Below are 21053 nucleotides of genomic sequence, written 5' to 3'. Positions count from 1 at the left end.
GTCGATCAGTGATTTTCTTTGGCGTGGTTAATGGTGTAGCGCGGTATTTCAATGACCAAGTTTTGATTACCCAGTAGAGCTTGGCAAGCCAAGCGAGAGTTAGGCTCTAAGCCCCACGCACGGTCTAACAAATCGTCCTCCTCCTCTTGGGCAGGATTGAGACTTGCCAAGCCTTCCTTAACGATCACATGGCAGGTGGTACAAGCACAACTCATGTCACATGCGTGCTCAATCGAAATACCATTGTCTAGCAAGGCTTCGCATATTGAAGTGCCACTGATGGCTTGAATTTCTCGCCCCTCTGGGCAGTACTCTGCGTGCGGAAGTATTCGGATGGTTGTCATCAAAGTGATTCTATGGTTTTGCCAGATAAAACCTGACGAATACTTTCATTCATTCGCGAAGCTGCAAAAGCCTCGGTACCTTTTGCCAGTGCTTCAATCGCATTTTCAATAGCAACAGCATCATCTAAACTTTTGGCGTCTAGGGCTAATTTCATCAACTCTTTGATATGTTCAAGCTCTTGCTCTGCCAATAAATGCGCATCTTTTTCCAAAGCAGCATTTGTGGCCAAGCACATACGATCAACTTCAAGACGTGACTCCGCCAAGGATCTTGCCTGTTTATCAATTTCAGCGGTGTGAAAACTGTCTTGCAGCATGAAGGTGATTTGTTCATCTGACAAACCATAGCTAGGCTTAACCTCAATTTGTGATTCAACCCCGCTATTGATTTCTTTTGCTGCGACAGACAGCAGACCATCCGCATCCACAGTAAAGGTGACTCGTATTCGTGCAGCGCCAGCGGTCATGGGTGGAATGCCACGCAACTCGAAGTGCGCAAGGCTTCGACAATCTTTGACCAAGTCACGTTCCCCTTGAACGATATGCAGCGCAAGAGCGGTTTGCCCGTCTTGGTAGGTGGTGAAGTCCTGTGCCATTGCCGTAGGAATGGTTTGATTCCTCGGTACGATTCGTTCCACCAGTCCGCCCATGGTTTCTATACCCAAAGAAAGCGGTATTACATCCAGCAAGAGCATATTGCCATCAGTGTTATTGCCCACCAGTTGATTGGCCTGGAGTGCAGCGCCAAGCGCCACAACTTCGTCAGGATTTAAATTATTCAGCGGCTGGCAATGAAGTAATTCGCCAATCGCTTTTTGAACCATGGGCATTCGGGTAGAACCACCCACCATCACCACGCCCTTGATATCTTCAATAGTGATTTGAGCATCACGCAGCGCTTTTTTAACTGCGCTCAAGGTTCTCTGAGTGAGAGACTGGGTTTGCGCCTCAAACACTTCACGGATTACATTCAAACTCAGTTGCCCATCAGAAAGTAAGGCATCAAATACAGAACTATTTGCTAAAGACAAAGCTTCCTTACACCGCCTAGCCGCCACCAACACAGCGCTTTTATCACCATCGGTTGAAACTTTTTTGCCAGTTGAATCCAAAACATACTTCGCCAATGCACGGTCATAGTCATCCCCACCCAAAGCAGAATCGCCACCGGTGGAGAGCACTTCAAACACGCCCTTACTTAGTCGAAGAATTGAAATATCAAAAGTTCCCCCACCAAGGTCATAAACGGCATAAATTCCTTCACTGGCGTTATCGAGACCATATGCAAGTGCGGCTGCAGTTGGCTCATTGATCAATCGCAGAACATTGAGTCCAGCAAGCTTTGCTGCATCTTTGGTTGCCTGACGTTGTGCATCGTCAAAATAAGCTGGAACTGTAATCACAGCGCCGTAAATATCATCTGCGAAGGTATCCTCGGCTCGCTGTCTAAGGGTCGCCAAAATCTCTGCGCTCACCTCAACAGGCGACTTAACACCATCGGCAGTCTTGATACTCAACATGCCAGGTGTATCTAAAAACTGATAGGGCAATTCTTCAGCGCTTGCAATATCTTTCAGCGCTCTGCCCATGAATCTTTTGACTGAAACAATAGTGTTCGTTGGATCTGAAGACTGACTCGAAAGCGCTTGGTAGCCAATCTCTGTGCGCCCTTGCGACAGATATCTCACGGCTGAAGGCAATATGACGCGAGCTTCATGATCTGGCAAACACTCGGCAATCCCGCTTCTAACACTGGCCACCAAGGAATGGGTCGTACCAAGGTCTATACCAATACCAATACGCCGCGCATGTGGGTCAGGTGCTTGTCCGGGTTCTGAAATTTGAAGCAAAGCCATTTTCTAAGATTGTCCCTTACGCGATTTCTAATTGATCGCGTCGCTTGTCAATATCTACTTCGAAACGCTCCATAAACATCAAAGTTCTGACTTCACTCGAGGCATTGATCCAGTTTTTATCAACATCTAAAAATATCTCGCATCTTGCAAAGGCTAACTCCTTAGCTGCCAATACTTCTTGTTGAAGTTTTCCAATTTCAAGCAAGGAATCGGCCTCTTCAAGTTGCTCTCGCCACTGCATTTGTTGGATAAGAAAGTCAGAAGGCATTCGCGTATTTTCTTCTGCCTTGATTGACGCGCCATTTAATTCGCAAAGGTAAGCGGCTCGTTTAAGGGGGAGTTTGAGTCGCTGATAGGCCTCATTGATGCGCACCGAATATTGCATCGCAATTCTTTGGGATGCCGTATCTTGCATAGAGAAATTATCTGGGTGCGCCATACGCTGAAGATTTTTCCAGCGCTCATCAAGCAATTGACGATTTAACTTGAAAGTAAGGGGTAAATTGAAAAGCTCAAAATCATTCGAAGACAGCAAGGATTGCTGAAGCCCCTGGCCAGAGTTCATTATCAAACCCTGAATGATTCACCACAACCACAACGGTCACGCTCGTTTGGGTTGTTAAATTTAAAGCCTTCATTCAAACCTTCACGAACAAAATCTAACTCCGTGCCATCAAGGTAGGCTAGGCTTTTAGGGTCGATCAAAATCTTCAAACCATGGGCTTCAAAGACGACATCCTCACCGCTCAAATCATCAACGTATTCAAGCTTATAGGCCAATCCAGAACAACCTGTGGTCTTGACCCCAAGACGCACACCCACGCCCTTACCTCTCTTTGTGAGGTATCGATTTACATGCCGCGCAGCGGCTTCGGTCATGGAAACTGACATATCAGTGCGTGTTTTTCTTTTTGTAATCTTCAACTGCCGCTTTGATGGCATCTTCCGCCAAAATGGAACAATGAATTTTGACGGGTGGCAGGGCTAACTCTTGTGCAATTTCGCTGTTCTTCAAAGCTGCGGCTTGGTCTAATGTTTTGCCTTTAACCCACTCTGTGACCAATGAAGATGAGGCAATAGCAGAACCACATCCATAGGTTTTGAAGCGAGCATCTTCGATCACACCTGTCAGTGGGTTGACCTTGATTTGAAGCTTCATGACGTCACCACATGCAGGGGCACCCACCATTCCAGTTCCTACCGAGTCATCCCCCTTGTCAAATGAACCCACATTGCGTGGATTTTCATAATGATCAATAACTTTTTCGCTGTACGCCATGTCTGTCTCCGTCAAAAATAATCAGTGGGCTGCCCATTGGATGGTGCTGAGATCCACACCATCCTTGTACATTTCCCACAAAGGACTTAAATCCCGCAATTTGCCAACATTGGCGCGAATCGTTGTGATTGCGTAGTCAATTTCTTCTTCAGTTGAGTAGCGCCCAACCGTCATTCGCAAACTGCTGTGCGCCAACTCATCGCTGCGACCTAAAGCTCGCAAAACATAGCTAGGCTCAAGACTTGCAGAGGTACAGGCCGAACCGGAAGACACAGCCAAGCCTTTGATGCCCATAATGAGAGATTCACCCTCAACATAGTTAAAGCTGATGTTCAGGTTATGCGGCACACGCTGGGTTAAATGACCGTTGACAAAAACTTGTTCAATATCTTTTAAGCCATTCAACAATCTTTGCTGCAGATGACGCGCTTGGGCAATGTCTTGTGCCATCTCTAGTTTGGCAATCCGAAAGGCTTCTCCCATACCCACACATTGATGGGTGGGCAGAGTGCCACTGCGCATACCCCTCTCATGTCCGCCACCGTGCATTTGTGCCTCAAGACGGACGCGGGGTTTACGACGCACATAAAGCGCCCCGATGCCTTTAGGGCCATAGGTTTTGTGAGACGCAAGACTCATCAAATCGACAGGCAATTTCTCCAAATCAATTTCTACTTTTCCTGTTGACTGGGCTGCATCTACATGAAAAATGATGCCTTTTTCACGACACATATTGCCAATAGCGGTGATGTCTTGGATGACACCAATTTCATTGTTGACGTGCATCACACTCGCCAAAATGGTGTCTGACCGTATGGCGTCTTTGAACCGATTGAGGTCGAGCAAGCCATCTTCTTGCACATCCAAGTAAGTGACTTCAAATCCTTGCCGCTCGAGTTCACGCATGGTGTCAAGAACAGCTTTATGTTCAGTTTTAACTGTGATTAAGTGCCGACCCTTGGTCTTGTAGAAATGGGCTGCTCCCTTGATTGCAAGGTTATTGGACTCTGTAGCGCCAGAGGTCCAAACAATTTCACGAGGATCAGCACCAATCAAAGCGGCAACATCGGTACGGGCTTTTTCAACCGCTTCCTCAGCCTCCCAACCCCATGCATGACTGCGAGAGGCAGGGTTACCGTAATGTTCACGCAACCAAGGAATCATGGCCTCAACTACCCGCTCATCACAAGGATTGGTGGCGGAATAGTCAAGGTAAATGGGGAAATGCGGAGTCATATCCATAGCGTCAACTTTTTGCAAACACATTGCCCAAAGCAAAAACCGAATTGGGAGCGTTTACACGGATGGGTTTGACGACCGGCGCAGCTGAAATAGCACGACGGGTCATGGGTTTTTCCTCCACTTGCAGACCCTTGGCGAGCTGATCATCGACCAATTTTTGCAAGTTGACTGAGTTGAGAAAATCAATCATTCGCTGGTTCAAAGATGACCACAGTTCATGCGTCATGCACTTGCCAGATTCTCCGAGACAGTTTTCTTTTCCTGCGCAGTGGGTGGCATCAATGGGTTCATCTACAGACAAAATAATGTCTGCGACTGAAATTTCAGTAGCCTTGCGACCCAAGGTATAGCCTCCGCCAGGCCCTCGAGTTGACTCCACCAACTGGTGTCGACGCAATTTTCCGAACAACTGCTCTAGGTAGGACAAAGAGATCTGCTGACGCTGGCTGATGGCAGCCAAGGTTACGGGTCCATTGTTTTGGCGCAAGGCCAAGTCAATCATGGCGGTGACGGCAAAACGTCCTTTGGTGGTTAAACGCATATAAAACTCCTAAAAGGGCTTTCTCGACTGGTTTAGTCAACTATAGCATAAGACCAAATAAAACAGTCGGGTAATTGAATTTCAAAGACTATCCCTTGGAGAAGCCCCAAAAGTCAGGGCTCTGAGGCGATTCAGTTGGTCTCTGGCACTTGCGGCTGCTTCGAATTCTAGATTTCGGGCAAATTCCAACATCTGCTTTTCGAGGCGTTTGATTTCTTTGGCTATATCTCTTTCGCTCAAATCTTCAATCCTGGCTTGCTCCAACTCTAGGCGCATGGACTCTTTATCTGACTTTTCGCTGTACACACCGTCAATCAAATCTCGGATTCCTTTGACGACCCCGCGCGGGGTGATGCCGTTTGCCAAATTGAAAGCCACTTGCTTGGTTCGGCGACGCTCGGTCTCTCCGATGGCCTTTTTCATGGAATCGGTCATTTTGTCGGCATACAAAATGGCTCTCCCTTCTAAATTTCGTGCGGCACGCCCTATGGTTTGAATCAAGCTGCGTTCTGAACGCAAAAAACCTTCTTTGTCGGCGTCCAATATGGCAACCAAAGAAACTTCGGGCAAGTCCAAACCCTCTCTCAACAAGTTAATGCCAACCAGAACATCAAATGCACCAAGTCTGAGATCTCGAAGAATTTCAACTCGTTCAACCGTATCAATATCACTGTGCAGGTAACGAACTTTGACACCGTTATCACTGAGGTAATCGGTCAACTGTTCAGCCATGCGCTTTGTCAGCGTGGTGATCAAAATCCTCTCATTCTTAACCACCCGAATGCGAATTTCTTGCAGCACATCATCGACTTGGCTGATGGCTGGACGGACCTCAACCTCAGGATCTACCAGGCCCGTTGGACGAACCACTTGCTCAACGATTTGGCCAGAATGCGTTTTCTCGTAATCGGATGGGGTTGCCGAGACGAAGACAAGTTGGCGCATTCGGTGCTCAAACTCCTGAAGCTTTAAGGGTCGGTTGTCTAGCGCACTCGGCAAACGAAAGCCATATTCCACCAAGGTTGTTTTACGCGCTCTGTCGCCGTTGTACATACCCGAAAACTGCCCCATCAGAACATGGCTTTCGTCAAAAAACATCAAGGCGTCCTTGGGCAAATAGTCTGTCAAGGTACTTGGAGGCTCGCCTGGGGCAACGCCCGACAAATGTCGGGTGTAGTTTTCAATGCCCTTGCAATGCCCCACTTCACTGAGCATTTCCAAATCAAAACGGGTGCGTTGCTCAAGCCTTTGCGCCTCGACCAATTTACCCATGCCCACCAATTCTTTGAGCCTTTGGTCAAGCTCCAATTTGATGGTTTCTACCGCAGCCAAAACTTTGTCCCGCGGTGTGACGTAATGGCTTGAGGGGTACACCGTGAATCGGGGTATTTTTTGACGCACCCGACCAGTCAGCGGATCCAGTAATTGAAGACTTTCTATCTCGTCATCGAACAACTCAATGCGAATGGCTAACTCACTGTGTTCTGCAGGGAAGATATCAATGATGTCGCCTCGAACGCGGAATCTTCCGCGAGCAAAGTCCATGTCATTTCGCTCATATTGCATACGCACTAACTGGGCAATGATGTCTCTTTGCCCGGGCTTATCGCCTGCCCTCAAAGTCATCACCATCCTGTGGTAACTCTCAGGCTCGCCAATACCGTAGATGGCAGATACGGTGGCCACAATGATGACGTCTCTGCGTTCAAGCAAGCTTTTGGTGCATGACAACCGCATCTGCTCAATGTGCTCGTTAATGGCGCTGTCTTTTTCAATAAACAAATCTCTTTGAGGCACATAAGCCTCGGGCTGGTAGTAGTCGTAATAACTGACGAAATACTCCACTGCGTTTTTGGGGAAAAACTCGCGAAATTCACTGTAAAGCTGGGCAGCCAGTGTCTTATTCGGTGCATAAATGATCGCAGGTCGCCCCATTTGTGCAATCACATTCGCCATGGTGAAAGTTTTTCCTGACCCTGTCACTCCTAACAAGGTTTGGAACATTTCACCGTCTTGCATACCTTCAACCAATTGAGCAATGGCTTGTGGCTGGTCTCCTGCTGGCGGATAAGGTTGGAAAAGTTCAAAGGGGGAACCAGGGTATGAATGCCATGTGCCCTCTTTTTCAGCAGCAGTGGGTAGGTCATCCAAATCAGAAAGCGAAGCCATGTTGCGGTTGCCAAAGTAAGGCTCATACAAGCCGTTAAAATAATGTCGAACCGCATAGCCTACCGCAGACTTCGCGGTTTTTTGACGAACTCACCACTTAAATCATTAGGACTTCCAATGTCACTGTTTTCAGCTGTTCAAATGGCCCCACGCGATCCCATTTTGGGTCTGAATGAACAGTTCGCTGCAGATAAATCACCCCACAAAGTTAATTTGGGGGTTGGTGTCTATTTCAATGAAGACGGTAAATTGCCTTTGCTTGAGTGCGTGCTTCAAGCCGAAAAAACACTCATGGAAAAACCTGCTGCACGCGGTTATTTACCCATTGATGGCATTGCAGCCTATGACAGCGCCGTCAAGGGTTTGGTTTTTGGCTCAGATTCGGATGCCGTCAACTCTGGACGAGTTGCAACTGTTCAGGCCATTGGCGGCACAGGTGGCTTGAAAATCGGCGCGGATTTTCTTCACAAACTTAACCCCCATAGCAAGGTGATGATCAGCGACCCCAGCTGGGAAAACCACAGGGCGCTTTTTTCAGCAGCTGGATTTATCGTTGACGCTTATGCTTATTACGATGAACACAACCGCGGCATCAATTTTGAAGGAATGATCAAAAGTCTCAGTACCGCAACCTCAGGTACGGTTGTTGTTCTTCACGCGTGCTGTCACAACCCAACAGGCTATGACCTCACTACCGAGCAATGGGACAAAGTCATTGCCACTGTCAAAGAAAAGCAATTGACACCTTTTCTTGATATGGCCTATCAAGGATTTGGCAACGGCATTGCCGAAGATGGAGCTGTGATTCAAAAATTCGTGTCTGCTGGTATCGATTTTCTGGTGTCGACCTCTTTTTCCAAAAGCTTTAGTCTGTATGGCGAGCGCGTCGGCGCTTTGTCTGTCTATTGCCATGACGCTGAAGAAGCGGCAAGGGTTTTGTCTCAGCTCAAAGTTGTGATTCGCACCAACTATTCCAACCCGCCTACACATGGCGGAGCCGTTGTGGCAGCTGTACTCAACAACCCTGAACTGCGTGCCTTATGGGAAAAAGAGCTTGCAGGTATGCGCATGCGAATCAAGGCTATGCGTCAAAGCTTGGTCGATGGGCTCAAAGCTGCGGGCATCCAACAAGACATGGGGTTTATCACCCAGCAGATTGGCATGTTCAGTTACTCTGGCTTGAGCAAAGACCAGATGGTGCGACTGCGCTCCGAGTTTGGGGTGTATGGAACCGACACGGGGCGGATGTGTGTGGCTGCACTCAACACCCACAATCTTCCCTATGTTTGTCAGGCTATCGCTACTGTACTCAAAAGCTGATGAAAGCCCTTGTTTTTGATGTTTTTGGCACGCTGGTTGACTGGCGACATTCCATTGCTGTTCAGGCTGAAAGAGATTTATCGCCCCTTGGACTCCAAACCGATTGGCATGCTTTTGCAGATGCTTGGCGCAATGAATATCAGCCCGCCATGGAGAGGGTGCGCAGTGGACAAAGACAGTTTTGCAAGCTCGATGTTTTGCACCGCGATAACTTAGACACCGTTTTGTCCAGATTGGGATGGACTTCTGTTGACGAGGCAACCCGCACAAAGCTGACACTTGCTTGGCACACGCTCGACGCTTGGCCTGACGTCAACCAAGCATTGATCAGATTGAGAAAAAAATACCTTCTAGCCCCCTGCTCCAACGGCCATATTGCTTTGATGGTCAATCTTGCTCGCCACAATGGCTGGCATTGGGATGCCATCACTGGCGCAGAAATCGCTCGAGATTACAAGCCACAACCGGTGGTTTACCAAGCTTCTGCAGAAGCACTCGGGTGTAGCTGGCTGGATACAACCATGGTTGCTGCGCATTCAAGTGATTTGGCCGCGGCCAAACAATCAGGGCTTCGCACTGCCTTTATAGCTCGCCCAGATGAGTGCGGAGCAGGTTTAGGCGAGTCAAAAGCGACAACTCCCGTCGATTTTGAAGCTCTGGACCTGAATCACCTTGCAGATCTATTGGAATGCTGAGCAAGTGCTGTTATATTGCACTGCAACATAACTGAAAAGACAGGCCTGACATGCTTTACCAACTTTATGAAGCCCAACGGTCGATGATGGAACCCTTTGCAGACTTTGCATTGGCCTCCTCAAAAATGCTGGGCAACCCAGTTTCTCCTTTAGCTCAAAACCCTTTGGTTCAGCGCTTATCGGCGTCTTATGACCTGATTTACAGGCTAGGCAAGGATTACGTCAAACCTGAATTTGGCATCCACTCTGTGGATATCAATGGATCGGAAGTCGCTATCCGTGAGGTCATTGAGGTCAACAAGCCTTTTTGCGATTTGCTGCATTTCAAGACTTTTTGCGACAACGCAGCAACCCTTCAAACCTTAGAAGCATTGCCAACTGTACTCATTGTGGCCCCACTGTCTGGCCATTACGCCACCTTGCTGCGCGACACAGTGAAAACCATGTTGCAAGGCCACAAGGTTTACATCACCGATTGGAAAAATGCCAGACTGGTACCGTTGTCAGACGGCGTATTTCATCTTGACGACTATGTCAATTACATTCAAGAATTTATTCGGCATATACAAGCCACACATGGGCATTGCCACGTTATGAGTGTTTGCCAACCCACTGTGCCTGTTTTGGCTGCGGTGTCATTGATGGCCAGTCGTGATGAACATTTGCCTCTTAGCATGACGATGATGGGTGGCCCTATCGATGCGACCAAGTCCCCTACCGCTGTCAATAACTTAGCAATGAATAAAAGTTTCAGTTGGTTTGAAAATAACGTGATTTACCGTGTACCAACCAATTTTCCTGGCGTAGGTCGCCGTGTCTACCCAGGTTTTTTGCAACACACAGGTTTTGTTGCAATGAACCCCGATAGACACCTTAGAAGCCATTACGATTACTTCAAAGATCTGATCAAAGGTGATAACTCAAGTGCTGAGTCACATCGTCAGTTCTACGACGAATACAACGCGGTGTTAGACATGGATGCCGATTACTACCTTGAAACCATCGCTACAGTTTTTCAAGACTTTAAATTGGTCAAAGGAACTTGGGATGTGGTCTCCGAGAGTGGCGACATTGAAAGAGTTCGTCCCCAAGATATCAGCAATTGCGGTTTGCTCACAGTCGAAGGTGAGCTAGACGATATTTCAGGCTCGGGTCAAACCAAAGCGGCCCTTAAGCTCTGCTCGGGTATTCCCGCTTCAAATAAATCACACTATGAAGTCAAAGGTGCGGGGCATTATGGTATTTTCAGCGGTAGACGCTGGCGAGACATGGTCTACCCGCAGGTGCAAGCTTTCATTTTGGCTAACCACGGCAGCACCAAAGCAAGCAAACCTAAGCGTCGGGCCTCCGCCTCTACGAGGTGAGTCTCAGTCTGCGCATCTTGGCTGTTTTGCCGCAAACGCAATGTACGCGTTGCGGCTATCCAGATTGCGAAGCCTATGCCAACGCTATTGAGAACCAAGAGGCGGGGATCAACCAATGCCCCCCAGGTGGCGCAGAGGGCGTCCAACGGCTGAGCAGTGTCACTGGGCTACCAATGTTGCCTTTGAACCCTGCGAATGGCTCTGAAGGGCCACGACACATTGCCTGGATAGACGAGCAATGGTGTATTGGTTGCACACTGTGCATCACCGCCTGCCCTACCGATGCTATCTTGGGAGCAAGCAAGCAAATGCATACAGTTATTGAAGACGCATGTACAGGTTGCGAGCTTTGTTTACCTGTCTGTCCCGTCGACTGCATTCATCTTGAAAATGTCACCTTTGGCAAAACCGGTTGGAATGCATGGACACAGGAATCGGCTGATCAAGCCAAAAAACGCTACGGCTTAAAGAAGCTGCGCCTATCCAAAGAACAAGTTGAAAGCTCTCAGGATAAAAGCATTGTTGGGCTGAAACAATCAGCAGTGCAAGCTGCGCTTGAAAGGGCTAAAGCGCTGAAATGAAGTCGATGCATTAGAGCGACTGCTTAGCTAAAGCGCTAAAGGCCTTGATCACCTCTGTAGGTGCTTGAACTAACTCTATCAGCACACCTTCACCACTCAATGGAAATTCATCATTTCCTTTGGGATGAACAAAACAAATATCAAAACCGGCAGCACCTTTTCGGATACCCCCTGGGGCAAATCGCAAACCTTGTGATGTCAGCCAATTAACGGCGGCAGGCAAATTGTCAATCCATAAACCAACATGATTCAAAGGAGTGGTATGAACCGCAGGTTTTTTTTCAACATCCAAAGGTTGCATCAAATCAACTTCAACTTTCAATGGCCCTTGACCAATGGAGCAGATATCTTCATCGACATTTTCCCGCTCAGATTGAAAGTGACCCGATAAAGTAAGGCCAAAGAGATCAACCCATAAATGCCTAAGGCTAGACTTATCAGTAGCGCCTATTGCAATTTGTTGAATACCTAAGACGCTAAATGGACGAATCACACAAACTCCACAATCACTTGGTCTACGCTCAAAGAGTCGCCCTTGGAGGCTTGTACTGATTTAACAACCCCGTCTTGGGCGGCAAATAAAACATTCTCCATCTTCATGGCTTCAATAACTGCAACCCTCTCACCGGCTTGCACTTTTTGGCCTTGAGTGACAGAAACTTCGACCAGCAAGCCAGGCATCGGTGACAACACAAATCGCGACATATCGGCTGGCGGCTTGTAGGGCATGAGCCTGTAAAGATCAGCCATTCGTGGCGATATGACCAAGGCTTCAATGCGCAGGCCATGATGTTGAATTTGTAAAACCAACGGATTTTTGACTGAGCCTCTTTCTACTTGCGCAACGAAAGGCTGACCATTCACCGCACCTTCGATGGCAATGTCGTTCAATCGAGAGTGGCTTTCAATGGCATAGTTTTTACCGTTAACCTTGATAACAGCAGTTCCCCTACCGCCCACATCATCAACCTCAACTTGGGTGTAACCATGGCTACCCTTGGCGTCTAAGGTGATAACTGTGTAGGTCTGCCCGACCTTGACATCGTACCCAGGCAGTTGGCCGCTTAATGAAGCGGCACGCTCTCTGGATTTTCGTCTCACAAATGCTGCAAGCGCAATGAGAAAGTCAGGGTCGGAATGCAAGACATCCTCTGCGCGGAAACCTTTGGAAAAATGCTCTGCAATAAAGCCCGTATTAAACCGACCCGCTACAAAGTCTGGATGTGCAAGCAAGGCCGACTGAAATGGAATATTCGAGTTGATACCGCGAATCACAAAGCCATTGAGCGCATCACGCATCTTGGCGATCGCATCATTGCGATCTCGACCATGAACAATCAATTTTGCGATCATTGAGTCGTAATGAATAGGAATTTCACCCCCCTCTTGAACGCCAGTGTCTACTCTCACCCCAAACAAGTTCTCAGTATCCGCTTGGTACATTGAAGTTAGCGGTGGTTGGAAACGAATCAATCGACCGGTCGACGGCAGGAAATTCCTAAATGGGTCTTCTGCGTTTATTCGACATTCGATTGCCCAACCATCTCGGCGGATGTCAGATTGCGCAAATGGAATTTTTTCTCCAGCAGCCACTCGTATCATCCACTCCACCAAATCTAAACCAGTAATGCACTCTGTCACAGGATGCTCAACCTGCAGTCGCGTATTCATCTCTAGGAAATAAAAACTCTGATCCTTGCCAACAACAAATTCAACCGTTCCCGCACTTTGGTATTTGACAGCCTTCGCAAGTGCAACTGCTTGCTCACCCATCGCTTGTCGGGTTTCGTCGCTGATAAAAGGAGAAGGCGCCTCTTCAATAACTTTTTGATGTCTGCGTTGAATTGAACACTCTCGTTCGTTTAAAAATAAGACATTTCCAAAAGCATCACCTAGCAATTGAATTTCAATATGCCGCGGTTCCTCTACGAATTTTTCAATGAAAACTCGGTCATCACCGAAACTGTTTCTCGCTTCATTACGGCATGAAGTAAATCCCTCGTAAGCCTCTTTATCGTTGAAGGCCACCCGTAACCCTTTGCCACCGCCACCTGCGCTGGCCTTGATCATGACTGGATAGCCAATATTTTTAGCAATCTCAACGGCCTTTTCAGGGTTTTCTATGGCTTCATTGACACCCGGAATGGTGTTGACATTGGCAAGAGCAGCCAATTTTTTGGAGGCGATTTTGTCACCCATAGCCGCAATCGCTTCATGTTTGGGGCCGATAAATACAATGGAATTTTCTTCACAACGACGAGCAAAATCTTCGTTTTCGCTAAGAAATCCATAGCCTGGGTGAATAGCTTGCGCACCTGTTTTTTTAGCGGCAGAAATAATCACGTCACCCAAGAGATAGCTTTCACGACTAGGTGCTGGGCCAATGCATACTGATTCGTCAGCCAAAGCAACATGTCGCGCATTTTTATCCGCTTCAGAGTAAACAGCGACAGTAGATATGCCCATGCGCTTTGCAGTCGCAATCACACGACAGGCTATCTCACCTCTGTTTGCAATCAAAATTTTAGTAAACATTGCTTTTTTCTATACCTTTAAAGAGGAATGTTGCCGTGCTTGCGCCACGGGTTTTCAATTTTTTTATCTTTCAACATCACCAAAGAACGACACACCCTTTTACGAGTCTCGCTTGGAAGAATAACGTCATCTATAAATCCGCGAGCACCAGCAACGAAGGGGTTAGCAAACCTGGCTTTGTATTCCGCCTCTTTGGAAGCCAATTTTTCTGGGTCGCCTTTGTCTTCGCGGAAAATAATTTCTACGGCACCTTTGGCGCCCATGACAGCAATTTCTGCATGAGGCCAGGCAAAATTGACGTCGCCTCTTAAGTGCTTTGAAGCCATAACATCGTAAGCACCGCCATAGGCTTTGCGAGTGATGACAGTAATCTTAGGCACAGTGCATTCTGCATAGGCATATAAAAGCTTTGCCCCATGCTTGATGATGCCGCCAAATTCTTGCGATGTGCCAGGCATGAAGCCTGGGACATCAACGAACGTAATGACAGGTATGTTGAAAGCATCGCAAAACCGGACAAATCTTGCAGCCTTGATACTGCTCTTAATATCTAAGCATCCAGCCAAAACCAGCGGTTGATTGGCAACAATACCAACGGTTTGGCCTGCCATTCGTGCAAACCCGATCAAAATATTTTTTGCATAGTCGGGTTGTAGTTCAAAGAAGTCACCATCATCCACAGTTTTGAGAATGAGTTCCTTCATGTCATAAGGCATATTGGGGTTATCGGGCACCAAGCTGTCTAAGCTCTTGTCTATGCGCTCAGCCGGATCACCGCTCGGGCGCACAGGTGGCTTCTCTCGGTTATTCAAGGGCAGGTAATTGTACAAACGCCTTAGCATCAAAAGTGCTTCGACATCGTTATTGAAAGCCATATCAGCAACACCACTTTTGGTTGTGTGGGTTGTAGCGCCACCTAAATCTTCAGCGCTGACTTCTTCATGCGTCACGGTTTTGACTACTTCAGGGCCAGTCACGAACATATAGGAACTGTCCTTCACCATAAATATGAAATCGGTCAGAGCTGGGGAATACACTGCTCCACCAGCCGAGGGACCCATGATCATGCTGATTTGAGGAACCACACCACTGGCCAAGACGTTGCGCTGAAACACCTCCGCGTAGCCACCTAAAGATGCGACACCCTCTTGTATACGGGCGCCTCCTGAGTCATTTAAACCAATTACTGGTGCGCCTACTTTCAATGCTTGATCCATGATCTTGCAAATCTTTTCAGCATGTGACTCTGACAAAGCGCCACCATAAACAGTGAAATCTTGACTGAACACAAAGACAAGTCGTCCATTGATCATGCCGTAGCCTGTCACAACACCATCGCCAGGAATTTTGTTGGCTTCCATACCAAAATCCACACAGCGATGCTCGACAAACATATCCCACTCTTCAAACGTGCCTTCGTCTAGCAAAATCTCTAAGCGCTCTCGGGCGGTTAATTTCCCTTTGGCATGTTGTGCAGCGATTCTTTTCTCACCACCACCTAATCTGGCAGCAGCTCGCTTTTCTTCGAGTTGGTGAATGATTTCTTGCATGAATCTACCTTTGAAATTTGAGTGTTGTGAAAGCGGCTTGAAGGTCCTACAAGGCCAGCAACTGACGAGCGGCTGTAGAAGCTGCGATACGCCCATAGAGCACATCTTGCTCTAATGAGGGCAAATGAGAAGCTACCTTGGGGTTTTGAATAAATGCCATTTTCAGTCCAGTTTGAATCAACTCTTGCAACCACTTTAAAGACTGAGACTGCCTACGGCTTTGCCATTCGCCATTATTCATTTGAAGTTGTTTAAAGTCAGACACGACAGACCAAAATTCAGATACACCACTTCCTGACAAAGCAGACAAGCTAAGGACTTTAGGATGCCACTTTTCAAAGGCAGACACTGAACTTTTGTGACCTCCTAGTAAGTGAAAAGCACTTTCGATGAATGACTGAGCCATAGAAGCAGCGTTTGCATCTAAGTCAGATTTGTTGATCAGAACCACATCTGCAATTTCCATGATTCCTTTTTTTATGGCTTGTAAGTCATCGCCTGCATTAGGGAGTTGCATAACGATAAACATATCTGTCATCCCTGCTACTGTCGTTTCACTTTGCCCAACGCCCATGGTCTCAACAATGACAATGTCGTAGCCAGCGGCCTCACAAAGAAGAATACATTCACGGGTCTTTTCGGCAACCCCGCCTAAAGTTCCACTGCTAGGGCTTGGTCGAATGTATGCCGCAGGATGATTGGATAACAATTCCATCCGAGTCTTATCGCCCAAAATAGAGCCGCCAGATAAGCTGGAAGAGGGATCAACCGCCAAAACAGCCACCCTATGGCCTTGGTTGATTAACCACATACCTAAATTTTCGATGAGGGTTGATTTCCCAACACCAGGAACCCCGCTTAAACCAATCCGCATAGATTGACCGGTGTATGGTAATAATTGAGTCAACAGCTGATCAGCTTGCCCGCGGTGGTCGTCTCTTGAAGATTCCATCAAAGTGATGGCCTTGGCAAGTGCACGTCTTTTAGGTAGCGCCTCTCCAAAAGTTAAATCATGAAGTATTTGAGAAAAATCATTCATGGGAACTCAAAATTATTTTTGAGCCTGCACAGCTTGCTCTATGTGCGTCAGCACATCCCGTGCACTGACTGGAATAGGTGTACCTGGTCCATAAATTCCTTTAACACCTGAAGCGTAGAGAAACTCGTAATCTTGCTTGGGAATCACACCACCAACGAACACAATAATATCGTCTGCCCCTTGCTTTTTCAATTCAGCAATGATGGCAGGCACCAAGGTTTTGTGCCCTGCAGCCAATGTAGAAACACCCACAGCATGGACATCATTTTCAATCGCCTGTCGAGCGCATTCCTCTGGTGTTTGAAATAAAGGACCGATATCCACATCAAAACCCAAATCGGCAAATGCGGTAGAAACCACTTTAGCGCCTCGGTCGTGTCCATCTTGACCAAGTTTAGAGATCATCACGCGTGGTCTTCTGCCTTGCTTAATCGCAAACTTAGCAATATCGTCCTTGAGTTGGTTCCAATATTCCATGGTGTCTCCCTCATGGCCACTGTCATATGCTGCAGCATAAATGCCGCTGACCTTTTGTGTATCAGCTCTGTGGCGACCAAATATTTTTTCAAGCGCGTCACTGACCTCACCCACCGTGGCGCGCAATCGCATTGCTTGAATGGACAGCTCGAGAAGGTTTCCTTCTCCACTTCGAGCAGCCTCTGCGAGGGCGTCCAAGGCACGGGCCACAGCGTTTGAATCCCTGTTGGCTTTGACGTTGTGGAGCCGATCAATTTGGCTCAGTCGAACCTTCACATTGTCAATATCTCTGACTTCGACGGAATCCTCTTGAGAAAGCTTGTATTTATTGACGCCAACAATCACATCTTGTCCAGAGTCAATTCGGGCTTGCTTATCAGCAGCGGCAGCTTCAATTTTCAACTTTGCCCAGCCCGAATCAACCGCCTTGGTCATCCCACCCATGGCATTGACTTCTTCAATGATTTTCCAAGCCTCATCAGCCATTTCTTGAGTGACTTTTTCCATCATATAACTGCCAGCCCATGGATCGATCACATTGGTGATATGGGTTTCCTCTTGAATAATCAATTGGGTATTTCTGGCGATGCGAGAAGAGAATTCAGTCGGCAAAGCAATCGCTTCATCGAAGCTATTTGTATGCAAACTTTGAGTGCCGCCAAAAACTGCCGCCATCGCTTCAATGGTCGTTCTCACGATGTTGTTGTAAGGGTCTTGCTCGGTTAAGCTCCACCCAGAGGTTTGACAATGCGTTCGCAACATCATGCTCTTTGGGTTTTTTGCGCCAAAATCTTTCATGATTCGGAACCATAAAAGTCTTGCTGCTCGCATTTTGGCAATCTCAAGGTAAAAATTCATTCCTATCGCCCAAAAAAACGATAAGCGCGGAGCAAAAGCATCTACATCCAAGCCTTTGGCCAAGGCGGTTCGCACATACTCTTGCCCATCTGCCAAAGTTAGGGCGAGTTCTAATGACTGATTTGCACCAGCCTCCTGCATGTGATAGCCGCTGATACTGATGGAATTGAATTTCGGCATATGCTGCGCGGTGTAGGCAATGATGTCACCCACGATTCTCATACTGGGTTCTGGCGGGTAAATATACGTATTTCGCACCATAAACTCTTTAAGAATATCGTTTTGAATCGTTCCACTCAGCATCTCTTGAGGGACGCCCTGCTCTTGTGCAGCAACAACATAACCAGCTAGAACAGGTAATACAGCGCCATTCATGGTCATGGAGACAGAGACTTTGTCTAAGGGAATCTGATCGAACAAAATCTTCATGTCCTCAACAGAGTCAATAGCCACACCCGCTTTTCCCACATCGCCCATTACCCTTGGGTGATCAGAGTCATAGCCCCTGTGTGTGGCTAAATCGAAGGCAACCGAGACACCTTGGCCCCCACTTGCCAAAGCCTTTTTGTAAAAAGCATTCGACTCTTCAGCTGTTGAAAAACCAGCATATTGACGAATAGTCCACGGACGGACTGCGTACATGGTTGCTTGTGGGCCTCTTAGATAAGGTGCAAAACCAGGCAAGGTGTCTGTATGCATGAGACCTTGCAAATCTTTGGCTGTGTACAAGGGCTTGATTGATATACCGTCAGGCGTATTCCAATTCAAGCCCACAAGATCTGAACCAGGAGATGATTTTTGTGCAGCTTGCGTCCATTGCTGCAAAGACGTTTCAGGGTAAAAAGATTTTTCTTGGCTCATTTTAAAAATCAATTCTTGACACAATCTGCAAAGTAATGGGTCTTGCCCTGATCGTCCTTAACCTCAACCAGACCATGAATGTCAGTTTCAAAACCAGGACATTGAAGATTGAACTCACGTGCAAATTTCAAATAATCAATGATTTTTTTGTTGAACACTTCGCCGGGAATAAGTAAAGGAATCCCAGGTGGATAAGGCGTCACCAAGCTTGTTGTGATTCGGCCTTCCAACTCATCGATGGGTACTCTTTCTGTGTTGCGGTGGGCAATTTGAGAGTAAGCATCGCTGGGCTTCATCGCAGGTTTAAGGTCGCTCAAATACATTTCTGTGGTGAGTTTTGCAATATCAAATTTTGAATACAAAGAGTGAATGTGGTGGCATAAGTCGCGCAATCCCATGCGTTCATAGCGTGCATATTTTTGACAAAACTCAGGCAAGATGCGCCACATGGGTTGGTTTCTGTCGTAGTCGTCTTTGAACTGTTGCAACGCAGTCAGCAAAGAATTCCAACGGCCCTTGGTGATGCCAATAGTGAACATGATGAAAAAACTATAGAGACCAGTTTTTTCAACAATCACGCCATGTTCGGCCAAAAATTTTGTCACGATACTCGCAGGAATACCTGCCTTGTCAAACTTGCCATCTAAATTTAAACCAGGCGTGACAATCGTTGCCTTGATGGGGTCCAGCATATTAAATCCATCGGCCAAATCACCAAAGCCGTGCCAATTGGGATCTTCATTTTTCTTTTTGCGTCCCTTCTTTTCTGCTTTGATGATCCAGTTATCGGCACGGCCAATGCCGTCTTCCACTAAATTCTCAGGCCCCCAAACCTTGAACCACCAATCCTTGCCATATTCTGCGTCTACCTTGCGCATGGCTCGTCGGAAATCTAAAGCCTCAGCAATGCTTTCTTCGACCAACGCCGTCCCTCCAGGAGGCTCCATCATGGCAGCAGCCACATCGCAACTGGCAATGATGCTGTATTGCGGACTTGTACTGGTGTGCATTAAATAGGCTTCATTGAATAAATGCCTGTCCAAGTGATGTGTTTGAGAGTCCTGTACCAACACATGACTTGCTTGACTGATACCAGCCAAAAGCTTATGAACGGACTGAGTGGAGTAAACCATCGCTTCTTTGGGTCTGATGCGCTTTTTACCCATGGCATGGTAAGTACCATAAAACGGATTAAAGGCTGCATGTGGCAACCAAGCCTCATCAAAATGCAAGTTTGGAATATAGCCATCCAACATATTCTTGATGGTTTCTGTGTTGTATAAAACACCGTCATAGGTGGATTGGGTAAGGGTCAAAACTTTGGGTTTGAGTCTGCTGCTCGCAATTCCTTTTAGCAAAGGATTGGCTTTGATTTTGGCTTCAATCGCAGCAGGTTCAAATTCACTTTGCGGAATGGGTCCGATGATGCCGAAATGGTTTCTGGTTGGCTTAAGGAAAACAGGAACAGCCCCCGTCATGATGATGGAGTGCAAAACAGATTTGTGGCAGTTCCTGTCCACCACGACAACATCCCCAGGCGCTACCGTGTGATGCCACACAATTTTGTTAGATGTACTGGTTCCATTTGTGACAAAAAAACAATGATCAGCATTAAAAATACGCGCTGCGTTTCGTTCGCTTTCGCCAATAGCACCGTCATGGTCAAGCAGCTGTCCTAACTCCTCAACAGCATTGCAAACGTCCGCTCGGAGCATGTTTTCACCAAAAAACTGATGAAACATTTGACCAACAGGGCTTTTAAGAAAAGCGACTCCGCCCGAGTGACCAGGGCAATGCCATGAGTAGGAACCGTCTTCAGCGTAATCGAGCAAGGCTTTGAAAAAAGGTGGCTGAACCCCCTCTAAATAACTTTTAGCTTCGCGAATAATGTGTCTAGCGACAAACTCTGGAGTGTCTTCAAACATATGTATGAAGCCATGTAACTCTCGCAAAATATCATTGGGCAAATGACGTGATGTCTTAGTCTCGCCATAGACATAAATGGGGACATCGGCATTTTTTCTGCGAACCTCATCTATGAAACTTCGAAGATTAACCACAGCAGGGTCTAAATCGGGTCCTGGTGTGAACTCTTCATCGTCTATTGAAAGAATAAACGCACTTGCACGGGATTGTTGTTGTGCAAATTGACTGAGATCCCCGTAACTGGTAACACCCATAACTTCATAGCCTTCGCTTTCAATAGCTTGGGCCAGCGCTCGAATGCCAAGCCCCGAAGTATTTTCAGAACGAAAGTCTTCGTCAATGATGACGATGGGGAAACGAAATTTCATCAGCTACTCCGAGCGAGGACAACCACAATTGGACAAAGTGTGAAGTTT

At 47.2% G+C, this 21053-nt stretch carries 18 protein-coding genes; 4 read left to right on the top strand and 14 right to left on the bottom strand.

Annotation, left to right across the window (positions count from 1 at the left end; all coding sequences use genetic code 11):
- Positions 1-5 precede the first annotated feature (5 nt).
- The 8 genes from fdx to uvrB all read right to left on the bottom strand — a co-directional run bounded on the left by fdx (position 6) and on the right by uvrB (position 7431).
- Positions 6-344 (bottom strand): ISC system 2Fe-2S type ferredoxin, encoded by a 339-nt coding sequence (gene fdx / locus AC9UEO_RS06345; protein WP_509531136.1) that lies wholly within the window; start codon positions 342-344, stop codon positions 6-8.
- Positions 344-2200 carry a Fe-S protein assembly chaperone HscA gene (gene hscA, locus AC9UEO_RS06340; protein WP_509531134.1) on the bottom strand — a complete coding sequence of 619 codons (1857 nt, stop codon included), beginning with the start codon at positions 2198-2200 and terminating at the stop codon, positions 344-346. The genes fdx and hscA overlap by 1 nt, the downstream gene beginning before the upstream one ends.
- Positions 2201-2216: 16 nt before the next feature.
- On the bottom strand, positions 2217-2765 hold the full coding sequence (gene hscB / locus AC9UEO_RS06335; protein ID WP_509531132.1) for a Fe-S protein assembly co-chaperone HscB: 549 nt from the start codon (positions 2763-2765) through the stop codon (positions 2217-2219).
- 2 nt (positions 2766-2767) lie between these two features.
- On the bottom strand, positions 2768-3091 hold the full coding sequence (iscA, locus tag AC9UEO_RS06330; protein WP_509531269.1) for an iron-sulfur cluster assembly protein IscA: 324 nt from the start codon (positions 3089-3091) through the stop codon (positions 2768-2770).
- Position 3092: 1 nt separating this feature from the next.
- A complete protein-coding gene (iscU, locus tag AC9UEO_RS06325; protein WP_509531130.1) occupies positions 3093-3479 on the bottom strand; it encodes a Fe-S cluster assembly scaffold IscU in 387 nt (128 codons plus the stop codon).
- A 21-nt stretch (positions 3480-3500) separates the two neighbouring features.
- Positions 3501-4721: an IscS subfamily cysteine desulfurase gene (locus tag AC9UEO_RS06320; RefSeq protein WP_509531128.1), complete on the bottom strand. Its 1221-nt coding sequence runs from the start codon at positions 4719-4721 to the stop codon at positions 3501-3503.
- A gap of 4 nt (positions 4722-4725) precedes the next feature.
- Entirely contained in the window at positions 4726-5262 is a 537-nt protein-coding gene (iscR, locus tag AC9UEO_RS06315; RefSeq protein ID WP_509531126.1) for a Fe-S cluster assembly transcriptional regulator IscR, read from the bottom strand.
- Between the two features lie 81 nt (positions 5263-5343).
- Positions 5344-7431 carry an excinuclease ABC subunit UvrB gene (gene uvrB / locus AC9UEO_RS06310; RefSeq protein ID WP_509531124.1) on the bottom strand — a complete coding sequence of 696 codons (2088 nt, stop codon included), beginning with the start codon at positions 7429-7431 and terminating at the stop codon, positions 5344-5346.
- A 117-nt stretch (positions 7432-7548) separates the two neighbouring features.
- On the opposite strand from uvrB, the gene AC9UEO_RS06305 reads away from it, so the two are divergent.
- The 4 genes from AC9UEO_RS06305 to AC9UEO_RS06290 are packed head-to-tail and all read left to right on the top strand — an operon-like array spanning position 7549 to position 11391.
- Positions 7549-8751: an amino acid aminotransferase gene (locus AC9UEO_RS06305; protein ID WP_509531122.1), complete on the top strand. Its 1203-nt coding sequence runs from the start codon at positions 7549-7551 to the stop codon at positions 8749-8751.
- Positions 8751-9446 (top strand): haloacid dehalogenase type II, encoded by a 696-nt coding sequence (locus AC9UEO_RS06300; protein ID WP_509531120.1) that lies wholly within the window; start codon positions 8751-8753, stop codon positions 9444-9446. Before AC9UEO_RS06305 ends, AC9UEO_RS06300 begins: the two co-directional genes overlap by 1 nt.
- A gap of 50 nt (positions 9447-9496) precedes the next feature.
- Complete coding sequence (locus AC9UEO_RS06295) at positions 9497-10810, top strand: polyhydroxyalkanoate depolymerase (protein WP_509531118.1); 1314 nt, start codon at positions 9497-9499, stop codon at positions 10808-10810.
- Positions 10807-11391 carry an electron transport complex subunit RsxB gene (locus tag AC9UEO_RS06290; RefSeq protein ID WP_509531116.1) on the top strand — a complete coding sequence of 195 codons (585 nt, stop codon included), beginning with the start codon at positions 10807-10809 and terminating at the stop codon, positions 11389-11391. Before AC9UEO_RS06295 ends, AC9UEO_RS06290 begins: the two co-directional genes overlap by 4 nt.
- 10 nt (positions 11392-11401) lie before the next feature.
- Here AC9UEO_RS06290 and AC9UEO_RS06285 read toward each other — a convergent pair whose 3' ends face one another.
- Genes AC9UEO_RS06285 through AC9UEO_RS06260 form a run of 6 tightly spaced genes read right to left on the bottom strand, consistent with a single transcriptional unit; the run spans position 11402 to position 21005 of the window.
- Positions 11402-11884 (bottom strand): VOC family protein, encoded by a 483-nt coding sequence (locus tag AC9UEO_RS06285; protein ID WP_509531114.1) that lies wholly within the window; start codon positions 11882-11884, stop codon positions 11402-11404.
- Complete coding sequence (locus AC9UEO_RS06280) at positions 11881-13926, bottom strand: acetyl-CoA carboxylase biotin carboxylase subunit (RefSeq protein ID WP_509531112.1); 2046 nt, start codon at positions 13924-13926, stop codon at positions 11881-11883. The genes AC9UEO_RS06285 and AC9UEO_RS06280 overlap by 4 nt, the downstream gene beginning before the upstream one ends.
- A gap of 17 nt (positions 13927-13943) precedes the next feature.
- A complete protein-coding gene (locus AC9UEO_RS06275; protein ID WP_509531110.1) occupies positions 13944-15476 on the bottom strand; it encodes an acyl-CoA carboxylase subunit beta in 1533 nt (510 codons plus the stop codon).
- A 46-nt stretch (positions 15477-15522) separates the two neighbouring features.
- Positions 15523-16515: a methylmalonyl Co-A mutase-associated GTPase MeaB gene (gene meaB, locus AC9UEO_RS06270; RefSeq protein ID WP_509531108.1), complete on the bottom strand. Its 993-nt coding sequence runs from the start codon at positions 16513-16515 to the stop codon at positions 15523-15525.
- A gap of 12 nt (positions 16516-16527) precedes the next feature.
- A complete protein-coding gene (scpA, locus tag AC9UEO_RS06265) occupies positions 16528-18711 on the bottom strand; it encodes a methylmalonyl-CoA mutase (RefSeq protein ID WP_509531106.1) in 2184 nt (727 codons plus the stop codon).
- A gap of 8 nt (positions 18712-18719) precedes the next feature.
- A complete protein-coding gene (locus AC9UEO_RS06260; protein ID WP_509531104.1) occupies positions 18720-21005 on the bottom strand; it encodes an Orn/Lys/Arg family decarboxylase in 2286 nt (761 codons plus the stop codon).
- Positions 21006-21053: the final 48 nt, after the last annotated feature.

Origin of the sequence: Limnohabitans sp., assembly GCF_040401495.1 — a bacterium.
GTDB lineage: Bacteria > Pseudomonadota > Gammaproteobacteria > Burkholderiales > Burkholderiaceae_C > Limnohabitans.
The sequence above is the reverse complement of the archived record's forward strand: the minus strand, read 5'-3'. Positions and strand labels throughout refer to the sequence as shown.

Coding starts and splice junctions, on each gene's coding strand:
- AC9UEO_RS06260 (WP_509531104.1), bottom strand. CDS start 21,005: ATGAAATTTCGTTTCCCCATCGTCATCATTGACGAAGACTTTCGTTCT.
- scpA (WP_509531106.1), bottom strand. CDS start 18,711: ATGAGCCAAGAAAAATCTTTTTACCCTGAAACGTCTTTGCAGCAATGG.
- fdx (WP_509531136.1), bottom strand. CDS start 344: ATGACAACCATCCGAATACTTCCGCACGCAGAGTACTGCCCAGAGGGG.
- iscU (WP_509531130.1), bottom strand. CDS start 3,479: ATGGCGTACAGCGAAAAAGTTATTGATCATTATGAAAATCCACGCAAT.
- iscA (WP_509531269.1), bottom strand. CDS start 3,091: ATGTCAGTTTCCATGACCGAAGCCGCTGCGCGGCATGTAAATCGATAC.
- AC9UEO_RS06305 (WP_509531122.1), top strand. CDS start 7,549: ATGTCACTGTTTTCAGCTGTTCAAATGGCCCCACGCGATCCCATTTTG.
- AC9UEO_RS06320 (WP_509531128.1), bottom strand. CDS start 4,721: ATGGATATGACTCCGCATTTCCCCATTTACCTTGACTATTCCGCCACC.
- AC9UEO_RS06275 (WP_509531110.1), bottom strand. CDS start 15,476: ATGCAAGAAATCATTCACCAACTCGAAGAAAAGCGAGCTGCTGCCAGA.
- iscR (WP_509531126.1), bottom strand. CDS start 5,262: ATGCGTTTAACCACCAAAGGACGTTTTGCCGTCACCGCCATGATTGAC.
- AC9UEO_RS06300 (WP_509531120.1), top strand. CDS start 8,751: ATGAAAGCCCTTGTTTTTGATGTTTTTGGCACGCTGGTTGACTGGCGA.
- hscA (WP_509531134.1), bottom strand. CDS start 2,200: ATGGCTTTGCTTCAAATTTCAGAACCCGGACAAGCACCTGACCCACAT.
- uvrB (WP_509531124.1), bottom strand. CDS start 7,431: ATGGCTTCGCTTTCTGATTTGGATGACCTACCCACTGCTGCTGAAAAA.
- hscB (WP_509531132.1), bottom strand. CDS start 2,765: ATGAACTCTGGCCAGGGGCTTCAGCAATCCTTGCTGTCTTCGAATGAT.
- AC9UEO_RS06280 (WP_509531112.1), bottom strand. CDS start 13,926: ATGTTTACTAAAATTTTGATTGCAAACAGAGGTGAGATAGCCTGTCGT.
- meaB (WP_509531108.1), bottom strand. CDS start 16,515: ATGAATGATTTTTCTCAAATACTTCATGATTTAACTTTTGGAGAGGCG.
- AC9UEO_RS06295 (WP_509531118.1), top strand. CDS start 9,497: ATGCTTTACCAACTTTATGAAGCCCAACGGTCGATGATGGAACCCTTT.